General features: G+C 39.6%; 16 protein-coding genes and 1 other RNA gene. 9 read left to right on the top strand and 8 right to left on the bottom strand.

The genetic code is table 11. The features are described 5' to 3' along the window. Nucleotides 1–171: 171 nt before the first annotated feature. From ssrS to cshA, 3 genes are all read right to left on the bottom strand, one after another. A non-coding RNA gene (gene ssrS / locus PBAT_RS17420) (6S RNA) lies at nt 172–362 on the bottom strand. Nucleotides 363–447: 85 nt separating this feature from the next. Next, nucleotides 448–1,230, bottom strand: a complete 783-nt coding sequence (locus PBAT_RS17415) for a YesL family protein (RefSeq protein ID WP_068651298.1) — start codon at nt 1,228–1,230, stop codon at nt 448–450. A gap of 154 nt (nt 1,231–1,384) precedes the next feature. Further along, nucleotides 1,385–3,013, bottom strand: a complete 1,629-nt coding sequence (gene cshA, locus PBAT_RS17410; RefSeq protein WP_068651296.1) for a degradosome RNA helicase CshA — start codon at nt 3,011–3,013, stop codon at nt 1,385–1,387. Nucleotides 3,014–3,369: 356 nt separating this feature from the next. Between cshA and PBAT_RS17405 the strand changes: the two genes are divergently transcribed. The 4 genes from PBAT_RS17405 (at nt 3,370) to PBAT_RS17390 (ending at nt 7,440) form a co-directional block, all read left to right on the top strand. After that, complete coding sequence (locus PBAT_RS17405) at nt 3,370–4,191, top strand: YitT family protein (protein ID WP_068651294.1); 822 nt, start codon at nt 3,370–3,372, stop codon at nt 4,189–4,191. 177 nt (nt 4,192–4,368) lie between these two features. Next, nucleotides 4,369–4,563, top strand: coding sequence for a hypothetical protein (locus tag PBAT_RS17400; RefSeq protein WP_068538187.1), 195 nt, complete (start codon nt 4,369–4,371; stop codon nt 4,561–4,563). Nucleotides 4,564–4,778: 215 nt separating this feature from the next. Then, nucleotides 4,779–5,963 carry a putative glycoside hydrolase gene (locus PBAT_RS17395; protein ID WP_068651292.1) on the top strand — a complete coding sequence of 395 codons (1,185 nt, stop codon included), beginning with the start codon at nt 4,779–4,781 and terminating at the stop codon, nt 5,961–5,963. 106 nt (nt 5,964–6,069) lie between these two features. Further along, a complete protein-coding gene (locus PBAT_RS17390) occupies nt 6,070–7,440 on the top strand; it encodes an MATE family efflux transporter (RefSeq protein WP_068651288.1) in 1,371 nt (456 codons plus the stop codon). Nucleotides 7,441–7,560: 120 nt separating this feature from the next. Here the strand turns inward: PBAT_RS17390 and pfkA are convergent, their stop codons facing one another. The 4 genes from pfkA to PBAT_RS17370 form a co-directional block, all read right to left on the bottom strand. Beyond that, nucleotides 7,561–8,532, bottom strand: coding sequence for a 6-phosphofructokinase (gene pfkA / locus PBAT_RS17385; protein ID WP_149466303.1), 972 nt, complete (start codon nt 8,530–8,532; stop codon nt 7,561–7,563). A 20-nt stretch (nt 8,533–8,552) separates the two neighbouring features. Next, on the bottom strand, nt 8,553–9,584 hold the full coding sequence (locus PBAT_RS17380) for a tetraprenyl-beta-curcumene synthase family protein (protein WP_068651399.1): 1,032 nt from the start codon (nt 9,582–9,584) through the stop codon (nt 8,553–8,555). A 306-nt stretch (nt 9,585–9,890) separates the two neighbouring features. Beyond that, nucleotides 9,891–10,634: a YebC/PmpR family DNA-binding transcriptional regulator gene (locus tag PBAT_RS17375; RefSeq protein WP_068651284.1), complete on the bottom strand. Its 744-nt coding sequence runs from the start codon at nt 10,632–10,634 to the stop codon at nt 9,891–9,893. A 184-nt stretch (nt 10,635–10,818) separates the two neighbouring features. Continuing rightward, nucleotides 10,819–11,016: a cold-shock protein gene (locus PBAT_RS17370; protein WP_068587242.1), complete on the bottom strand. Its 198-nt coding sequence runs from the start codon at nt 11,014–11,016 to the stop codon at nt 10,819–10,821. Between the two features lie 168 nt (nt 11,017–11,184). Here PBAT_RS17370 and PBAT_RS17365 point away from each other — a divergent pair, with 168 nt between their 5' ends. The 5 genes from PBAT_RS17365 to PBAT_RS17345 all read left to right on the top strand — a co-directional run bounded on the left by PBAT_RS17365 (nt 11,185) and on the right by PBAT_RS17345 (nt 15,117). After that, a complete protein-coding gene (locus tag PBAT_RS17365) occupies nt 11,185–11,418 on the top strand; it encodes a hypothetical protein (RefSeq protein ID WP_068587241.1) in 234 nt (77 codons plus the stop codon). Nucleotides 11,419–11,424: 6 nt separating this feature from the next. Next, nucleotides 11,425–11,604: a hypothetical protein gene (locus PBAT_RS17360; RefSeq protein WP_068651282.1), complete on the top strand. Its 180-nt coding sequence runs from the start codon at nt 11,425–11,427 to the stop codon at nt 11,602–11,604. Between the two features lie 209 nt (nt 11,605–11,813). Then, entirely contained in the window at nt 11,814–13,604 is a 1,791-nt protein-coding gene (gene pepF, locus PBAT_RS17355) for an oligoendopeptidase F (RefSeq protein WP_068651280.1), read from the top strand. Between the two features lie 156 nt (nt 13,605–13,760). Continuing rightward, entirely contained in the window at nt 13,761–14,099 is a 339-nt protein-coding gene (locus tag PBAT_RS17350) for a LapA family protein (RefSeq protein ID WP_068651278.1), read from the top strand. Beyond that, the gene (locus PBAT_RS17345; RefSeq protein WP_068651276.1) at nt 14,080–15,117 is read left to right on the top strand and encodes a M42 family metallopeptidase; all 1,038 of its coding nucleotides are present in this window, start codon (nt 14,080–14,082) and stop codon (nt 15,115–15,117) included. Before PBAT_RS17350 ends, PBAT_RS17345 begins: the two co-directional genes overlap by 20 nt. 91 nt (nt 15,118–15,208) lie before the next feature. Here PBAT_RS17345 and PBAT_RS17340 read toward each other — a convergent pair whose 3' ends face one another. Continuing rightward, nucleotides 15,209–17,137 carry an ABC-F family ATP-binding cassette domain-containing protein gene (locus tag PBAT_RS17340; protein WP_068651274.1) on the bottom strand — a complete coding sequence of 643 codons (1,929 nt, stop codon included), beginning with the start codon at nt 17,135–17,137 and terminating at the stop codon, nt 15,209–15,211. Nucleotides 17,138–17,148 lie beyond the last annotated feature (11 nt).

The following is a 17,148-nucleotide window of genomic DNA, read 5'->3' as shown; positions in this document are numbered from 1 at the left end:
GACCTTTCCCCCTTTAAAATAACCATCAATACATAATAGTTTAACATTGAACTCTCCAGAACAAAAGAGGTTGGCCATATAATCTCGTAGTCTCAACAAAAAAAGCATTCCAGCATCGATAATTATCGATAGTGAAATGCTTTGGGAATTATAATTCATAAGTTAAATAAAAAGAATCCCGCTTATGCCGTTCGGTCAAATTGTCTTCTGAACCTGCAGTAGCAGGTGGGTGATCGCAGAAATGTTTTTGAAGTCCCCATGTCATATAGACAGGGCGTTTCAGCCACGCTCCTTATTGATCTCCCTAGACATCATCATTGGTTCAAAATAACGATTAACCGTGGCGAACATCGCAGGATTTGTTATTATTATAATCCTAACACTTATAAATGTAAACTCAAATGGAGTCTTTTTTTCACTCCATTTTATTACAATTCATGATCAAAGTTAATTCTTAGATATTGTACCTTCTTCTAAAGAAGAAGACTCAGTCACTTCTTGTTGCTTCTCTTCTTCTAAGAGTCTCATCCGTTCCGCCTTCTCTTGCATTTTGAGGAAAGATCCATAGAAGTTAAAGAATGACCACATCGCCATTAACGTGATGATGAAAAATACAATCAATACGGGATATAATGATGTGACATATAACAATAATCCACAACCAGCTACTGTCGCAACCATTTTAAAAGGACGAATGAGCGTTAGGAGAATGGCATTTTTTATAATCAGGAAAATACTCATGTGATAATGGACAACCATAGAGAAGAAATTAAACATAGAAACAAATAGCATAACAAGTAGTAGGAGCATGACTCCACCCACGAGTTGTAAGTTATCCAATGTCATATAAACCTTATAATCAATAAACATAATAACAAACAACAGTGTATAGAAGAATCCACCAATCATAGACTGTTTGTAATTATCCTTGTAACCCTTAAAAAATGTGCGAATCACAGGTACATCAGTATCCCCCATAATCCACTTCCGTACCGTAGCAAATAAAGCTGAGATCGCAGGAAACAATGTAAACGGTGCCAAAATACCCATAGCCCAGTTTAACAATAATTGATCATTTGCTGTCGCTGTCGTTTGAAACAACAAGAATTTAAATAATAGTACAAATAAAAACGGAGCAGAACAGATCACCCACAGTATGTTACTGAGTGCTATTCGCGAAACCCATTCCGTTAATTTGTAAATTCCTCCCATTGCGCCTCTAAATTCCAAGATCTCTCCTCCTCTGTAAACATGCATGTACATAATAATATACCGTATTTACGGTAGAGAATGCCAGTCCATAATTTTCTACTTATGTATTTTATTATTTCACATAAAGAAAAGACGAAGTGTAATTACACTTCGCCTTATAGTTGTATTAATATTATTCGAATGAACTGTCAGGACGTTTAGCCGGACGGCTAGCGCTGCTGCCAGTGCTGCTAGTGCTACTACTTGGACGCGGTCTGTTCGTACGTGCTGCAGAATCACGACTAGCTCCGCCATCTTTGTTGTAACTGCTCTTACCAGCATATCCACCACGGCTTCCACCACCACTACTGTCACGATCACGACGATAGTTACCACCGCCTGTGCTGGATCCAGAAGTACTGCTGCTACCGTTACGGGAACTATAGCTACCACCACCTGAAGGCTTACGACCACTGCGAATGTCTGGCTTACGACGTTTAGCACGCATTGGATCTTCCGGAGTCAAATGGATATCACTATCCTTCTTCTCACCTGTAAGTAACTTCATAGCTGCAGTTAACAATTGAACTGAATCATATTGCTCTAACAACTGGATAGCAATTCCTTTGTACTCGTTCAACTCACCTTTTTCCAACGTTTCAAGCAATCTTTCAGCAGTAATACGTTGTTTACCTTCAATAGCCTCAGCCATTGTTGGAAGTGGTTTACGTGTAATACGGTGACGAGTAACACGCTCGATAAAGTGGAAATGATCCATTTCACGTGGAGTTACGAATGACCAAGCCGTACCTTCTTTACCTGCACGACCAGTACGACCAATACGGTGTACATAGCTCTCAGGATCTTGAGGAAGATCGAAGTTGATAACGTGAGTTACACCAGAAACGTCAAGACCACGAGCTGCTACATCTGTTGCAACTAGTACGTCAATACTGCCATCGCGGAATTTACGCATTACAGCATCACGTTGGTTCTGAGACAAGTCACCGTGTAATCCATCAGCTGAATATCCACGTTTCTGCAAAGCTTCAGACAATTCGTCTACACGACGTTTAGTACGTCCAAATACGATGGCAAGATCTGGAGATTCCATATCAATTAGACGACTAAGTGCTTCGAATTTTTGACGCTCAGGAACTTCGATATAAGCTTGATCAATAAGTGGAGCACTTACATGTTTAGGAATAACTGATACGTGCTCAGGATTATTCAAGAACTGTTGTGCAAGCTTCTGAATGTTAGCTGGCATAGTTGCGGAGAAAAGCATAGTCTGACGTTCTGCTGGTACCAACTTTAGAATGGATTGAATATCTTCCATGAAGCCCATATCAAGCATTTCATCTGCTTCATCCAATACAACCGTTTGAACATCAGTCAACTTGATTGTTTTGCGGTTAATATGATCCAGAAGACGTCCAGGTGTACCAATGATAACCTGAGGTTTGTTTTTAAGGGAACGAATTTGACGGCTAATATCTTGACCACCATAAATAGCTAACGAACGAATTCCTTTGAAGCGAGAAAGTTTACCGATTTCTTCAGCTACTTGGATTGCAAGCTCACGAGTCGGAGTCATGATCAAAGCCATGATTCTTTCTTCTTCTTTAGCAATTTTGGAAATCAACGGTAAACCAAATGCCGCTGTCTTACCAGTACCTGTTTGTGCTTGACCGATCAAATCTCTTCCTGACATAGCGATAGGAATAGCTTGGTCTTGAATTGGCGTGGATTCTTCAAATCCTAGCTCCGTAATTGCCTGGAGGATCTTAGGCTCCAAGCCAAATTCTGCAAATGTTTTCAAATATATTCATGCTCCTTCTATATAGTGGATATTCCACTTTCTTGTAAGTGGACATTCCACATTCTTCTCTGTATTCTTAAGTAGCGGCATACGTGTATAGGGTAGCCATACATGCCGTAAAATATTGCATGAACAAAAGTTCATAGCGCTATTCGGATTTTTTTAAACCATTTAAATGACTATTCGGTTATTATTAAGCCGAAATAATGCAAAAATAATACTATTGTACAACCCTACTCAAGAACATCCAATACATTATATCACAAAACAAATTGCATTTACTACTAAGTTAATCCGAATAATAAAAATATTTACTAACAAAAGACATAAAACAAGACATAAGAGGTGGGTTTATTTTGTTAAAAGATGTTTGGAATGCAATATCAATAATTCTCGGCGCCGCAATTATAGCATGTGGCTTTAATTTGTTTCTTATTCCACACCAACTGCTGAGTGGCGGTGTTTCTGGTGTATCCTTACTAATCAGTTATTTCAGTGATTTTAGTCTTAGTGCCATGTACTTCATCATCAACATCCCAATTCTGATTGCAGGTTGGTTTAAATTGGGGAAACGATTCATCAGTCTCAGCATACTCTCTGTTGTTGCAACCACATGGTTCCTAACAGCTATCCCCGTTAAACTCGTCATAACCGATTTCCTTCTGGCTAGTGTGTTCGGAGGGGTACTCGTTGGAATAGGAAGTGGTATTTCCTTTCGTGTAGGTGGATCTTCTGGTGGATTTGATATCATTGGTTCATTAATTACACGCTACCGTGATTTCCCAGTAGGCAATATTATCGTTGTCATGAATGGTATGGTCATTCTTGCGGCAGGATACTTAAGTAATAATTGGAATGTAGCCTTGGCTTCTATGGCTTCAATATACATTACAGGTAGGGTCCTAGATCTTATACATATCAGTCACATTAAAGTAACGGTATATATTGTTACCAATCAGACTGAGGAACTACTAGATCAGCTACTTAAAATTCCACGTGGCGTTACCAAGATCAAAACAGAAGGCGCCTATTCTCACGAGCCTAGAGATATGTTGATGACTGTCACGACCCAATATGAGCTAGCAGAGCTAAAACGAATCATCAAAAAAACGGATCCCAATGCCTTTGTAAACATTGTGGAAACGGTAGGTATTATGGGATCATTCCGCAGGAGATGATTTTTGATAAACAGCGTGTTATGGATTCAAATTTATGTTATATTATAGATGCGTAATTTCCATTTCATCGCATAAGATACAGATTCACCCTTAATGCCCAGGCACGAAAGATTTTTCCTATTCGCTACTCAAGAACTTTTGACAGTAAAGAATTTAAAGGAGAAAGGGTGATTTTTTGTGGAAATGGAATCCGTAACATTGTCTCAGATTGTTAAACGCTGGTATCCTGATATGATGCCTTTCTTAAAACAAAAAGAACTAAATTCCCTCATTATGTTGCGTGACGGACTTAGTATTCTTGAACCCCAGGATGCCATGGAGATTATCCAAATCAGTATTTGCGAACATCAGAACCTCGCTCATCTTCATTAACAGAAGTAAGCTAGATTTTCATGCCGTCTCCTCCCCACTTTTGGCGGAATAGACGGCATTTTATATGTATAGGATTGTTTAATTCCCTTCATTTGAGGTTAAAACACAATAAGATTATTTGAAATAATGATTGTTACAAAGCTGTTGTTTTTAGAAGCCATTGCTTCTATATAATCATACTAATGAGAGCGCATACGCTATAGGGGAGAGAGATTATGAACATCATTTGGGCATTAATGTTATTAGTATTGGGAAGTACATCAGGGCAGTCAACAGATCAACCAGGGACGATCAGCAAATTGCAATCATCTATTCATTCAGCTATGACCCAAAACACGGGAACTACTACTACATTAGGCAACCCGTCAGATCCATTACAACCGTCGGACAAGGTAGACCCTCAGAAGGATGCACCCGTTGTTAAAGGGATCTATGTCACAGCTCATAGTGCAGGAGGTTCACGCATGACTGAGTTGTTAGACCTTATTGATTCAACTGACCTTAATGCTATGGTTATTGATCTCAAGGATGATGCTGGTTACATAACGTACAAATCTGATAATCCAATTCTTCAAAAACTGGGCAAAACCCAGCCTTACATTGGAAACATCGGATCACTAATGGAACGACTACAAAAACATAATGTATACCCTATCGCACGAATTGTTGTATTTAAAGACACTATTCTAGCTACCAAGAATCCCAAATTATCTTTTGTTAAAAAAGACGGTACGCTTTGGAAGAATGGGAATGGAGATGCATTTGTAAATCCCTATAGCAAGGAAGTATGGGATTACAATATTGAACTAGCGAAGGAAGCCGCTAAACTAGGTTTTAAAGAAATCCAATTCGATTACGTTCGTTTCCCTGAAGGATTTGAGAAACGTGCAGATGCGATGACATATGTTAAAAATGAAAAATCTCGTGTAGATATTGTTACTGAATTTGTTCAATATGCACGCAAAGAGTTGGCTCCACTCGGACTTCGCGTATCAGTCGATATCTTTGGATACGCTGCATCCGTTCCAGCAGCTGAAGGTATTGGACAAGATATGGTCAAAATTTCTGAAAATGTGGATGTTATCGCACCTATGGTATATCCGAGTCATTACTCCACCGGTTGGTTTGGCGCAACAAACCCTGATAAAGAACCTTACGCTGTAATTAAAGGCTCAATGGTCGATACCCATAAGAAACTTGATCCACTTGGAGATCAAAAACCTATCATACGGCCTTGGATTCAAGATTTCACTGCCAGTTGGTTAGGTAGCGGACACTACACTAAATATGGCAAGAACGAAGTAGAAGAACAAATCCGAGCGATGAAAGATATGAAAGTGGATGAGTATCTGCTCTGGAATGCTAACAATCGATATAGTAAGGGTGTAACTTATAAATAGTCCATCCAATAGTACATTCAACCCAAAGAGGACCCGGTCAATAACCGGGCCTTTTGCATGTGTGATATTAAATCCATCTTACTGGTTAGTTTAGAAAGGAATATTAATGAAACCTACAACAACCATCCGAGAAAAATACAAGCAATTTCTAGTCATTTTATTACCCATTCTGATAACCCAGATCACCTTATCAGCGATCACTTTTTTTGACACGAATATGTCAGGAAAATCAAGCTCTGTCGATCTCGCCGGCGTAGCCATAGGTTCTAGTCTTTGGATACCCGTCCAAGTCGGTCTTAGTGGAATTCTAATGGGCCTTACTCCCATCGTATCGCAATTAATTGGGAATAACCAAAAGAACAAAGTTTCTTATCAGGTCGTACAAGCACTTTGGCTCTCACTCATTCTCGCGGTAATGGTTCTGATCTTAGGAGGACTTGTTATTTCTCCCATTCTAGATGCAATGAGTTTGGAATCTAATGTGAGAAAGATTGCTCACCAATTCCTATTGGGTATTTCCATAGGTGTTATTCCTTTGTTCGGATATATGGTATTACGTAGCTTAATTGATGCACTCGGTGAAACACGAACCTCCATGACAATTACACTAATGTCTTTGCCAATCAACATCACTCTCAATTATTTATTAATATTTGGTAAATTCGGTTTCCCGCGTCTTGGTGGAGCTGGTGCAGGTATCGCCTCTGGTATAACATACTGGTGCATATTCTTCATTGCGATATGGTTTGTGCACCGTCAACAACAATTTGCCGTATTCGGTATATTTCATAAGTTCTATAAGATTTCCTTGAAAGCATGGAAAGAACTATTAAAGATAGGCTTACCTATCGGATTCTCTGTGTTTTTTGAAACGGCTGTCTTTGCTGCGGTCACACTACTAATGAGTCAATTTAACACGGCTACCATTGCAGCACATCAAGCAGCTTTAAACTTTGCAACAACCTTATATATGATTCCTTTAAGTATCTGTATGACCCTTACGATCTTAGTCGGATTTGAAAAAGGCGCAGGACGAACCAAAGATGCACGACAGTACGCATTAATTGGCATCGGTACGGCTGTTGCCCTTTCGCTCCTCACAGCCGTTGTACTTATTTTCGCAAGTAGACAAGTCGCATTCCTCTACTCGGATGAGAATCATATCATTGAGCTCATTCAGCATTTTCTAGTCTATGCCATTTTCTTTCAGATTTCCGATGCTATTGCAACGCCAACTCAAGGCGTATTACGTGGTTATAAGGATGTTACTCCCGCATTTATCATTGCCTTCATATCATTCTGGGTTATAGGTCTTCCTGTCGGTTACCTATTAGCTACTTACACTACACTTGGAGCAGATGGTTATTGGATCGGTTTAATTGCTGGATTAGCTATAGGGGCCATTCTTCTTCTTAGACGTCTCATGTATATCCAGAAACGATTTAAAATTGTACATGATAATCTTCCACAACTCTAGCTTCTTATCTTCATTCATCATTCTGTGCTTCAAAAAAACAGTATCTGGATCCAAAAAAAAGAGCCCTCCTTTGATTAGATTATTCTACTCAAGGGAAGGCTCTTTTTTGTTAAATAAAGATTATTGGGAAAGACGAGCAGCCAGTTCATACAATTCCATATTAAATTCTTTCTTACTGTTAACGACCTTATCGATATCCGTAAGAACCAATTCATTACTAATAATTCCACAAGCTTTAGCTGATTCCCCTGCAATAAGCATACGTACAGCGAAATCACCCAAACGGCTTGCGAGGTTTCTATCTGCTGGTGTTGGTGTTCCTCCACGTTGAATGTGACCTAGAACGGTTACTCTTGGCTCCAAAGTCTCGCAGCGTTCAACCAGTTGTTTCGCTACATTCTCACCATTACCTGCTCCTTCAGCAACGACAACAATACTATGACGTTTACCATGAGCGAAATTCTGCTTCATACGTTCTGCAATTTCATCCATATCGAACGGTACCTCAGGTACAATAATTGTTTCCGCTCCTGAAGCAAGACCTGCATATAATGCGATATCACCACAATGTCTACCCATAACTTCTACAATGGATGAACGTTCATGAGATGACATCGTATCTCTCAGCTTGTTGATGGCGTCCACAACAATGCTTACAGATGTATCAAAACCTATTGTGAAATCTGTAAAAGAAATATCATTATCAATAGTACCCGGTAGGGCCATTGTGTTGATTCCCAACTTACTTAACTTATTAGCGCCATGATAAGAACCATCACCACCGATAACGACTAAGCCATCAATGCCACGTTTACGTAAAATATCCGCTCCCTTTTGCTGACCTTCAGGAGTCATGAATTCTTTACATCGTGCAGATTGAAGTACCGTTCCCCCACGTTGTATGATATCACCCACACTTCTTAGATCCATGGAGAATATATCATCATTTAGAAGTCCTTGATATCCTCTTTGAATACCATATACCTCTAAGCCATAATACAATCCACTACGAACAACCGCGCGTACAGCTGCATTCATTCCTTGAGAATCGCCACCACTTGTTAATACTGCTATTTTTTTTATTGTCATGATTTCTTTCTCCTCCTTGTGTATTACTTATACAAACGTTTACGAATCCAACGGCTATTCATGAAGAAGAAGATTCGGGTAAGCGGACTTCCTTTCATCAATTGCTTTGATGCCATAACAACTTCCTGTTGCTCGCTTACTTTGGGATCGGATAAGTAGATAGCCAATAGCCCCTCAATAATCATTCGATGAAAAGGAGTCGAAGGGATTGTAGCAACATCCTTTCTTGCAGATTCTACAAGGAAGGTGATCCGATCTAGCATCATTTCTGTATTCGTATAATAATTACAGAAATTAAGATCACCACCTGACCGATCCTCTTCCTGATCAATTAAGTAATCCAACATAATATGCAGACAGCACACATGTGGGAAATAAGATGTATGAATGGACGCTGCTCCATCTTCAGACAATCCAGCATCAGTTGCAGCAAGAAACAGCATAAAAACAGCTAGTGTAGACCCTGTAGCAGCAGCGAACTCCTGCCATTCCAAATGAGGAGTTCGATGTTTATGCATGGACCACCAGTTCAGTAGCGCTTCTTCTCTACTATCTGGATGGATATGCTTGTACACTTGTAAGTCCGTGTACAGACTTACTAGATCTCTTATATAAGGTAGGGTAGCAGAATAACCTGGAAGCATTCCAATACAACTCTGGCAGGTCTTTACTAAGTTAGATAGGTATCCACCATCATCGAATTCCTTATGCAGGGCGTAATAATCATGTTGCAATGCATCAGGATCCACAGCATCTAACATAGACTGATGTAACAATCTGAAATCCTCAGCTTCCATAGATGTACTTCGATCACATAAATTATCAAGGTAATCACTAATGGTCTGATACGACACAATGAGACGAATTAACACATTTCTATACGGGGGATCAATGGCTGCATACACAGCGCCACCCTGACAATGAAATTGTTTCGTGTCAATGCTAGCAAGTGCCTGCATACGGAGCTCTGGATCTGGTATATCGCTTGCTAGCCTGCGCCAAGCGCTCAATTCCTTCCGTACTTCCGGCAAAATATGCTTATATACTCGACTCATTAGACTTAATGGATTACTAGGAACTTGATTTAGGCGTTGCTCATTATCTTTCAATGACGGTGCCTCCACATGGTTGTCTAATTATTTCATAATTCAAACCATCATTATTATAATATGTACCACCATTTTGTACAAATAAACAAAATCACTTTTCTCATTTTTATTGTTACAGATTCAGAAATTTTGTCGGAATTTAGTAAAGACATCCTTAACCCATCAATTTCAAAGTAACTTATCGCAAAAAAAGCACTATCCCTTGGTTAAGTTCCAAGGTCAGTGCATTTTTTATGATGGTACCTAAAGTGGTTAACCAATTCGTTCAATCTCTGCTTCACTAATTTCAAAGTTAGTATATACATCTTGAACATCATCATTATCTTCAAAAAGATCCATCATACGTAGCAATTTCTCTGCATTCTCGCCTTCTACATCAATTGTATTCTGAGGAATCCAACGTACTTCAGAGCTACTAAATTCAAGTTCAGCTTTCTCCAAAATACTCTTAATCGCTTCAAACTCATGAGGATGAGTTATAACTTCAAAACTCTCTTCATTCGTAATGACATCATCAGCCCCAGCCTCAATCGCCTGTAGCATGAGTGTATCTTCATCCAAATCTTCATACTTCTCACGATCTATAACAAGTAAGCCCTTCTGATCAAACATGTAAGAGACGCAACCAGACTCTCCCATGTTACCACCACGCTTATTAAAAATGGATCTCACATCTGCAGCTGTACGATTACGGTTATCTGTCAGACACTTCACCATGATTGCTACGCCACCGGGGCCATAACCTTCATAATAGATTTCATCGTATTCTACGTTATCACCGTTACCTGCAGCTTTCTTTATTGCACGTTCAATGTTATCAACAGGCATGTTAATCTGACGAGCATTCGCAATAGCTGTCTTCAAGCCAAAGTTTGCGTCCGGATTAGGTCCACCTTTACGAGCTTGCACATAAATTTCACGGCCAAGTTTCACGAATTTGTTATTCTTTGCTTGATCCGCTTTCCCTTTGCGATCTTTAAACAATTTAAACTTCATAACGGTAGCGCTCCCTATAAAATTGTATGTTTCTTCACTACTAGTGTATCATTTCGTTGTTGAATCGGTCAAAGGCATTACAGACATCATCCATCACGAATACGCAACAAAAAAAGCACGATCCTCTGTAAAGAGAATCGCGCCTATACTATTTTTTATATTCTTATAATGACAGAGCTCTTCTTTATAATTTAATTACGTTAGCCGCTTGGGGGCCGCGATTACCTTCAACAACTTCGAATTCAACCGCTTGACCTTCATCTAACGTCTTGAAACCTTCTCCCTGAATGGCAGAAAAGTGAACAAATACATCTTCGCCACCTTCAACCTGAATGAAACCGTAACCCTTTTCCGCATTAAACCATTTAACTGTTCCCTTCAAATGAACAACCTCCTAAAAATATCGCCAGATCTGGCGATTACAAATAAAATACTTCATGAATTTCACACATGCAACACAGTAATTATTAGGATATCTCCGTTTTTATTTGCTTTTATAAGTGTGTCTGCGTTATCATTTTATCAAAAGAGCAAACGGAGATATGTGCATATGATTAAAAAACATGAAATATACAAAAAAGACAACTGGAATATGATGACCATCGAAGTTCAAGGAAAATACCTCGTTCTTCGTGAAATCTCTGATCAATGGGGAGAAGAAACTCAGACTTTTCTAAGTCGGCCCGCGCTCATGCATTGGGCAAACATTAGGTTTCCTAAAGAAGAGTTTATTGATAAAGAAGACGAGTGGCGCGAGTTAATGGCTGCCTTTAAAGGAGTATAATTACCAATGGACCCAAGTAGCACTCTCATTTTTATTATCTTAGCTTTTGCTTTAGGTGGTGTCCTAATCATGGGTAAGAACTCCATCCCACCTTCATTGAAGCGTTGGATGGCTCTTACCGCCATCATTATGATCCTCATTGCCTTTATCTTAATCGTATTCAGTTTTCTAAACATGGGTTCCTAAGTTTGATGAGAGAATATTAATAATTTATTGTAGGACTGGATATACTACAGGCTGATTGCATATGTAAAGGAGGTACAACTCTGGTGAAACTAACCAAGACTGTATCACTCATCATCGCCCTAAGTATTGTGTCCAGTCCTTATTCTCAACCCATTAAAGCCTCAGCAGGAACCCAACCTTTACTCACACAACATTTAAGGAGGATTCCCATGGATCAATTATTGAAACGCTCTGAAGTATCCAAGGACAATCAATGGAACCTACAAGATTTATTTAAAGACCAATCCGCTTGGGACCACACTTACAAAGAAGTTCAGAAGAAAATTTCGAAAGCATCTGACTTTCAAGGTAAATTAGATTCGGTTCAATCTGTGAAGGATTGTTTTATTCTAGATGATGAAATTTCCTTCGACGTTGAGCGTCTTTACGTTTATGCCCATATGCACCTTGATGAGGATACAACTAACCCTACATACCAAGCATTAACTCAAAAAGGAAAGAAATTAAGCGTTGACGCAGGTGAGGCATTATCCTTCGTTACACCTGAACTTTTAGCCCTGCCAGATGATAAATTAGATTCTTTCATTGCTGATCCAACCTTAAGTGACTATAAATTTACATTCCAAGAAATGAAGCGTGAGAAAGCTCATGTTCTCTCGAAGACAGAAGAGGCGCTACTTGCACAAGTAGGTAACTTATCTCAAGCACCACAAAACATTTTCGGTATGCTTAATAATGCTGATATGAAGTTTCCTAAGATTAAAGATGAGAATGGCAAAGAAGTTGAGCTGACTCATGGTAGCTATATTCAATATCTAGAAAGTCCTAACCGTGACGTTCGTAGTCGTGCTTTCAAGGCGGTCTATGAAACCTATGGCAAACAAAAAAACACCATTGCTGCAACATTAAGTGCAAATGTAACTAAAAATATTTTTTATTCAACAGTCCGTAAGTATCCTTCTGTGCTTGAAATGTCTCTATACGGCGACAATATTCAGAAGGAAGTCTATACCAATTTAATCGATACCATTCATGAAAGCTTACCGTTATTGCATCGTTACATGAAGCTTCGCAAGAAACTTCTTGGCGTCGATGAATTACACATGTATGATCTCTTTGCTCCACTTGTAGATGAATACAAAATGGACATTACTTATGAGGAAGCAAAGAAAACCATTAAAGAAGGCCTAAAACCACTTGGAGAAGATTACCTGAGTGCGCTACAGGAAGGTTACGATAATGGATGGATTGATGTATATGAGAATGAGGGCAAACGAACTGGCGCTTATAGCTGGGGAGCTTATGGTACTCATCCTTATGTTCTATTGAACCACAATGAAAATTTGAATAGCATGTTTACCTTAGCTCATGAGATGGGTCATGCGCTACACTCTTACTATTCAGATAAAGCATTGAATTATCGTGATGCACAATACACCATTTTCTTAGCTGAAGTGGCTTCCACTACGAATGAGGCACTGTTGATGGATTATTTATTGAAGAAATCAACTGATCCTAAAGAAAAAATGTATTTACTCACCTACTACGCAGATCAATTCCGCACAACGGTATTCAGACAAACCATGTTTGCAGAGTTCGAGAAGCTCATTCATGAGCATGCTGAGGAAGGTGAAACTCTTACACCTCAGGCACTCTCCGATATCTACTATGATCTAACTGTCAAATATCATGGTTCAGATATGGTAGTCGATAAAGAGATCGCTATGGAATGGGCACGTATCCCTCACTTCTATAACAGTTTCTATGTATACAAATACGCTACTGGCTTCTCTGCTGCAACTAGCTTCTCTAAACAAATCTTAGAAGAAGGCCAGCCTGCCGTTGACCGTTACCTTGGATTCCTCAAAAGCGGAGGTAGTGATTACTCCATTAATATTCTGAGTAAAGCAGGTGTGGATATGTCCTCACCGCAACCTATTCGCGAAGCAATGAGCGTATTCGAAGAATTAATTACTCAAATGGAGCAACTCGCCAAATAATATTATATTTTGAACAATCGTTATAAAATCCCTTGTCCATTTGGTCAAGGGATTTTATACTATCATTGAAGCCTTAACTTTTCGATGTAAGTTTTTTCTGCGATGGACTTTCAGAAGAACGCTATAAAAACAATTTTAGGAGGTGCTTATAATTATATGAAAATGCAATGGTCATTAATTGCTGGACTTTTGTTTGCCCTATTAACAGCTGTATTTGCTGTCATTAATGTAAATCCCGTTGAGGTTAATTTTTATTTCAGTGTGATCAGTCTTCCCCTCATTCTACTTATCATAGGATGTACGCTTATCGGAGGTATCATCGTAGGCTCGTATGGTATCTATAGGCAATATAAGCTTCAACGAGAAATTAAACGTTTGGGAAGTGAGCTTAATCATGTTATACAAGCAACAGGATATTCACCTTCCCCAAATAACATATCAGACACCCTAGAAGATCCTAAGGAGGATGCATCACTTGTCAATTCAACCAAATGAGAAATATATACTAACCTTTCTTCAGAAGTTACTAAACACACCTAGTCCGAGTGGATATACTACTCAAGTCATGAAATATATTGAGGAGGAAGCAGTAGCTCTTCAAGTGCCTCTTACATGGAATCATAAAGGCGGGGCTATCTTAACCGTAGAGGGTCATGATAACAGCCGTACGATAGGTCTGAGTGGCCATGTCGATACATTAGGCGCAATGGTTCGTGCGATTAAATCTGAAGGCACCCTTCGACTTACATTGGTTGGCGGTTTCATGCTACAAGCTATTGAGAACGAATACTGTACGATACATACACGTAGCGGCAAGACCTATACCGGAACTATTCTAAGCACTCATCCTTCTGTACATGTCTACAGTGATGCGCGTGATTTCAAACGACAAGAAGATCATATGGAAGTTCGTATTGATGAACTTGTAGAATCGAAAGATGATGTATTGAAATTAGGGATTGCTGTAGGTGACTTCATTTCATTCGACCCTAGATCCATTATCACGGACAGTGGACATATTAAGTCTCGCCATCTCGATGATAAAGCCAGTGTAGCTGCTCTATTTGGTCTCCTTGAATCTATGAAACGTGAGAGTTGGAAACCACGCACAACGGTCAAAATTCTGATATCCAACTATGAAGAGGTTGGGCACGGAGCTGCATCCATTCCGGACGATATTGTGGAGATGATTGCAGTCGATATGGGTTGTATTGGTGATGATCTTAGTTGTAAGGAAACAGATGTATCTATATGCGCTAAAGACTCTTCAGGACCTTATGATTATGAGATGACAAGCCGTCTTATCGCATTAGCCGAATCAGAGAATATTCCTTATGCTGTCGACATATATCCACACTATGGATCTGATGCTTCTGCAGCACTCAGTGCAGGGAACAACATTCGTGCCGCTTTGATTGGTCCAGGTGTGCATGCTTCTCATGCCATGGAACGCACACATAAGCAAGCCGTATTCAATACAACAAAGTTGCTTGCAGCATACTTGCAGTCATAATTATTTAATTCAAAAAGGGACTGTTCCACTAAGTCGTATTTCGACTTTGGAACAGTCCCTTTTTTTGTTGCATCTATTTAAGATTACTCTTTTACATTTTATCCGCTAACTCATTTAAATACGTCCAACGCTCCATGAGGTGTTCAAGCTCTTGTTGTGCTTCCTGTTGCTTGGTCATAAGTTCCTGTAGACGTGCTGAATCACTAAAGGCAGCTTCCATCTGAGTATTTAGATCCACTATTTTCTGTTCACATGCCAGAATTAGGCTATCGATCTGATCAAATTCCCGTTGTTCTTTGAAGCTGAACTTGACTTTCTCAGTTGAAGATACAGTTTTAACCGGTTCTTTAGGTTCAGGTGTTGGTTTGGAAACAGGTTCCGAAGGTTGATCTACACGCTTCCGATCTGACCCTTTGGAAACATTCTTAGCCATCCATTCCTCATACTCACTATATGAACCGACATGAACTCTAAGATCTCCATTTCCTTCAAAAGCAACAATCTTATCTACCGTACGGTCTAGGAAGTACCGATCATGCGATACTGTAAATACAACACCAGGGAACTCGTCTAAATATTGTTCCAAGACAGCTAATGTCTGGATATCGAGATCATTCGTCGGTTCATCAAGAAGAAGAACGTTAGGTGCTCCCATAAGTACTCTTAGTAAGTATAGACGTCTCTTCTCTCCACCAGATAACTTCACGATCGGTGTCCATTGAAGAACTGGAGGGAATAGAAAACGTTCTAACATCGCTCCGGCAGTAATCGTACTTCCATCTGAAGTAGTAATGATTTCTGCTACTTCTTTGATGTATTCAATAACGCGTTGTTTCTCATTCATCTCTTGATGCTCTTGTGTGAAGTAACCAATCTTCACTGTGGAACCTAGACTAATCTCTCCACCATCCGGTTCGAGTCTACCTGCTATAAGGTTAAGTAGCGTCGATTTCCCGCTTCCGTTTGGACCCACAATTCCTACTCTATCTTCCGGCACAGCAATATAAGTAAGATCCTCAATAAGAGTGATCCCTTCGTTGGTTTTGTGTAAATGATCAATCTCTAGAATTTTACGACCGAGACGGCTTGAAGCTACAGACATATCCATCGATCCAGCGCGTTGTACAACTTGCTGATCTTTAAGCTCTTCATAGCGATCAATACGTGCCTTCTGTTTGGTAGATCTCGCTTTAGGCCCCTTACGCATCCAAGCAAGCTCAGAACGAAGTAAATTCTGTCTCTTATGCTCCGTAGAAGCTTCTCTATCTTCGCGATCTGCTTTCAATTCCAAGAATGCTGAATAATTGGCTTGATATCGGAATAACCGCCCATAGTCAAGCTCCAACATAACGTTTGCTACACGGTCAAGGAAATACCGGTCATGGGTAATCATGAGTAACGCACCACGGCGCTTCTGTAAATATTGCTCTAACCACGCTACGGAATCCGTATCAATATGGTTCGTAGGCTCATCCAGGATCAACAATTCGCAAGGTTGAATTAGGGCATTAGCCAATGCTACACGCTTGCGTTGTCCACCAGATAGCGTCCCCATCAAACTTTCAAACTGTGTAAGTCCTAGCTTATTCAGAATGATCTTCGCTTCACTTTCAAGATTCCAAGCCTGTAGTGTATCCATATCCTGATTTAACTCCAACAATCTCTCCAGGACTTCTTCATTTGAAGGATCAAGATCTAATAAATCCATCGTTTCTGTATAGTCACGCACAACTTTCATTTGCGGATCATTACCTTGGAAGACTTGTTGTAATACGGTCATTTCAGGGTCATAATCAGGATTCTGTGCGAGTGTTCTAATTCTAACGCCATTCCCACTTGAGATTTGTCCTTCATCCGGCTTTTCTAATCCAGCAATAATACGTAAGAACGTTGATTTGCCCGTTCCATTTACACCAACAATACCAATCTTATCCTGATCTTCCATACCGAAAGAAGCATCTTTAAATAGTACCTTTTCACCATAACTTTTACTTATATGTTCTACAGTCAATATGTTCATCTCTATTTTTC

Origin of the sequence: Paenibacillus antarcticus, assembly GCF_001637225.1 — a bacterium.
GTDB classification, from domain to species: domain Bacteria; phylum Bacillota; class Bacilli; order Paenibacillales; family Paenibacillaceae; genus Paenibacillus_AQ; species Paenibacillus_AQ antarcticus.
This window is presented reverse-complemented; position numbering and strand designations above follow the sequence as displayed.

What these genes read in the sequence shown, in the direction of transcription:
- PBAT_RS17395 (WP_068651292.1), top strand. Translation starts at nt 4,779, where the DNA reads ATGAACATCATTTGGGCATTAATGTTATTAGTATTGGGAAGTACATCA.
- PBAT_RS17390 (WP_068651288.1), top strand. Translation starts at nt 6,070, where the DNA reads ATGAAACCTACAACAACCATCCGAGAAAAATACAAGCAATTTCTAGTC.
- PBAT_RS17380 (WP_068651399.1), bottom strand. Translation starts at nt 9,584, where the DNA reads ATGAGTCGAGTATATAAGCATATTTTGCCGGAAGTACGGAAGGAATTG.
- PBAT_RS17375 (WP_068651284.1), bottom strand. Translation starts at nt 10,634, where the DNA reads ATGAAGTTTAAATTGTTTAAAGATCGCAAAGGGAAAGCGGATCAAGCA.
- PBAT_RS17365 (WP_068587241.1), top strand. Translation starts at nt 11,185, where the DNA reads ATGATTAAAAAACATGAAATATACAAAAAAGACAACTGGAATATGATG.
- PBAT_RS17360 (WP_068651282.1), top strand. Translation starts at nt 11,425, where the DNA reads ATGGACCCAAGTAGCACTCTCATTTTTATTATCTTAGCTTTTGCTTTA.
- pepF (WP_068651280.1), top strand. Translation starts at nt 11,814, where the DNA reads ATGGATCAATTATTGAAACGCTCTGAAGTATCCAAGGACAATCAATGG.
- PBAT_RS17350 (WP_068651278.1), top strand. Translation starts at nt 13,761, where the DNA reads ATGAAAATGCAATGGTCATTAATTGCTGGACTTTTGTTTGCCCTATTA.
- PBAT_RS17340 (WP_068651274.1), bottom strand. Translation starts at nt 17,137, where the DNA reads ATGAACATATTGACTGTAGAACATATAAGTAAAAGTTATGGTGAAAAG.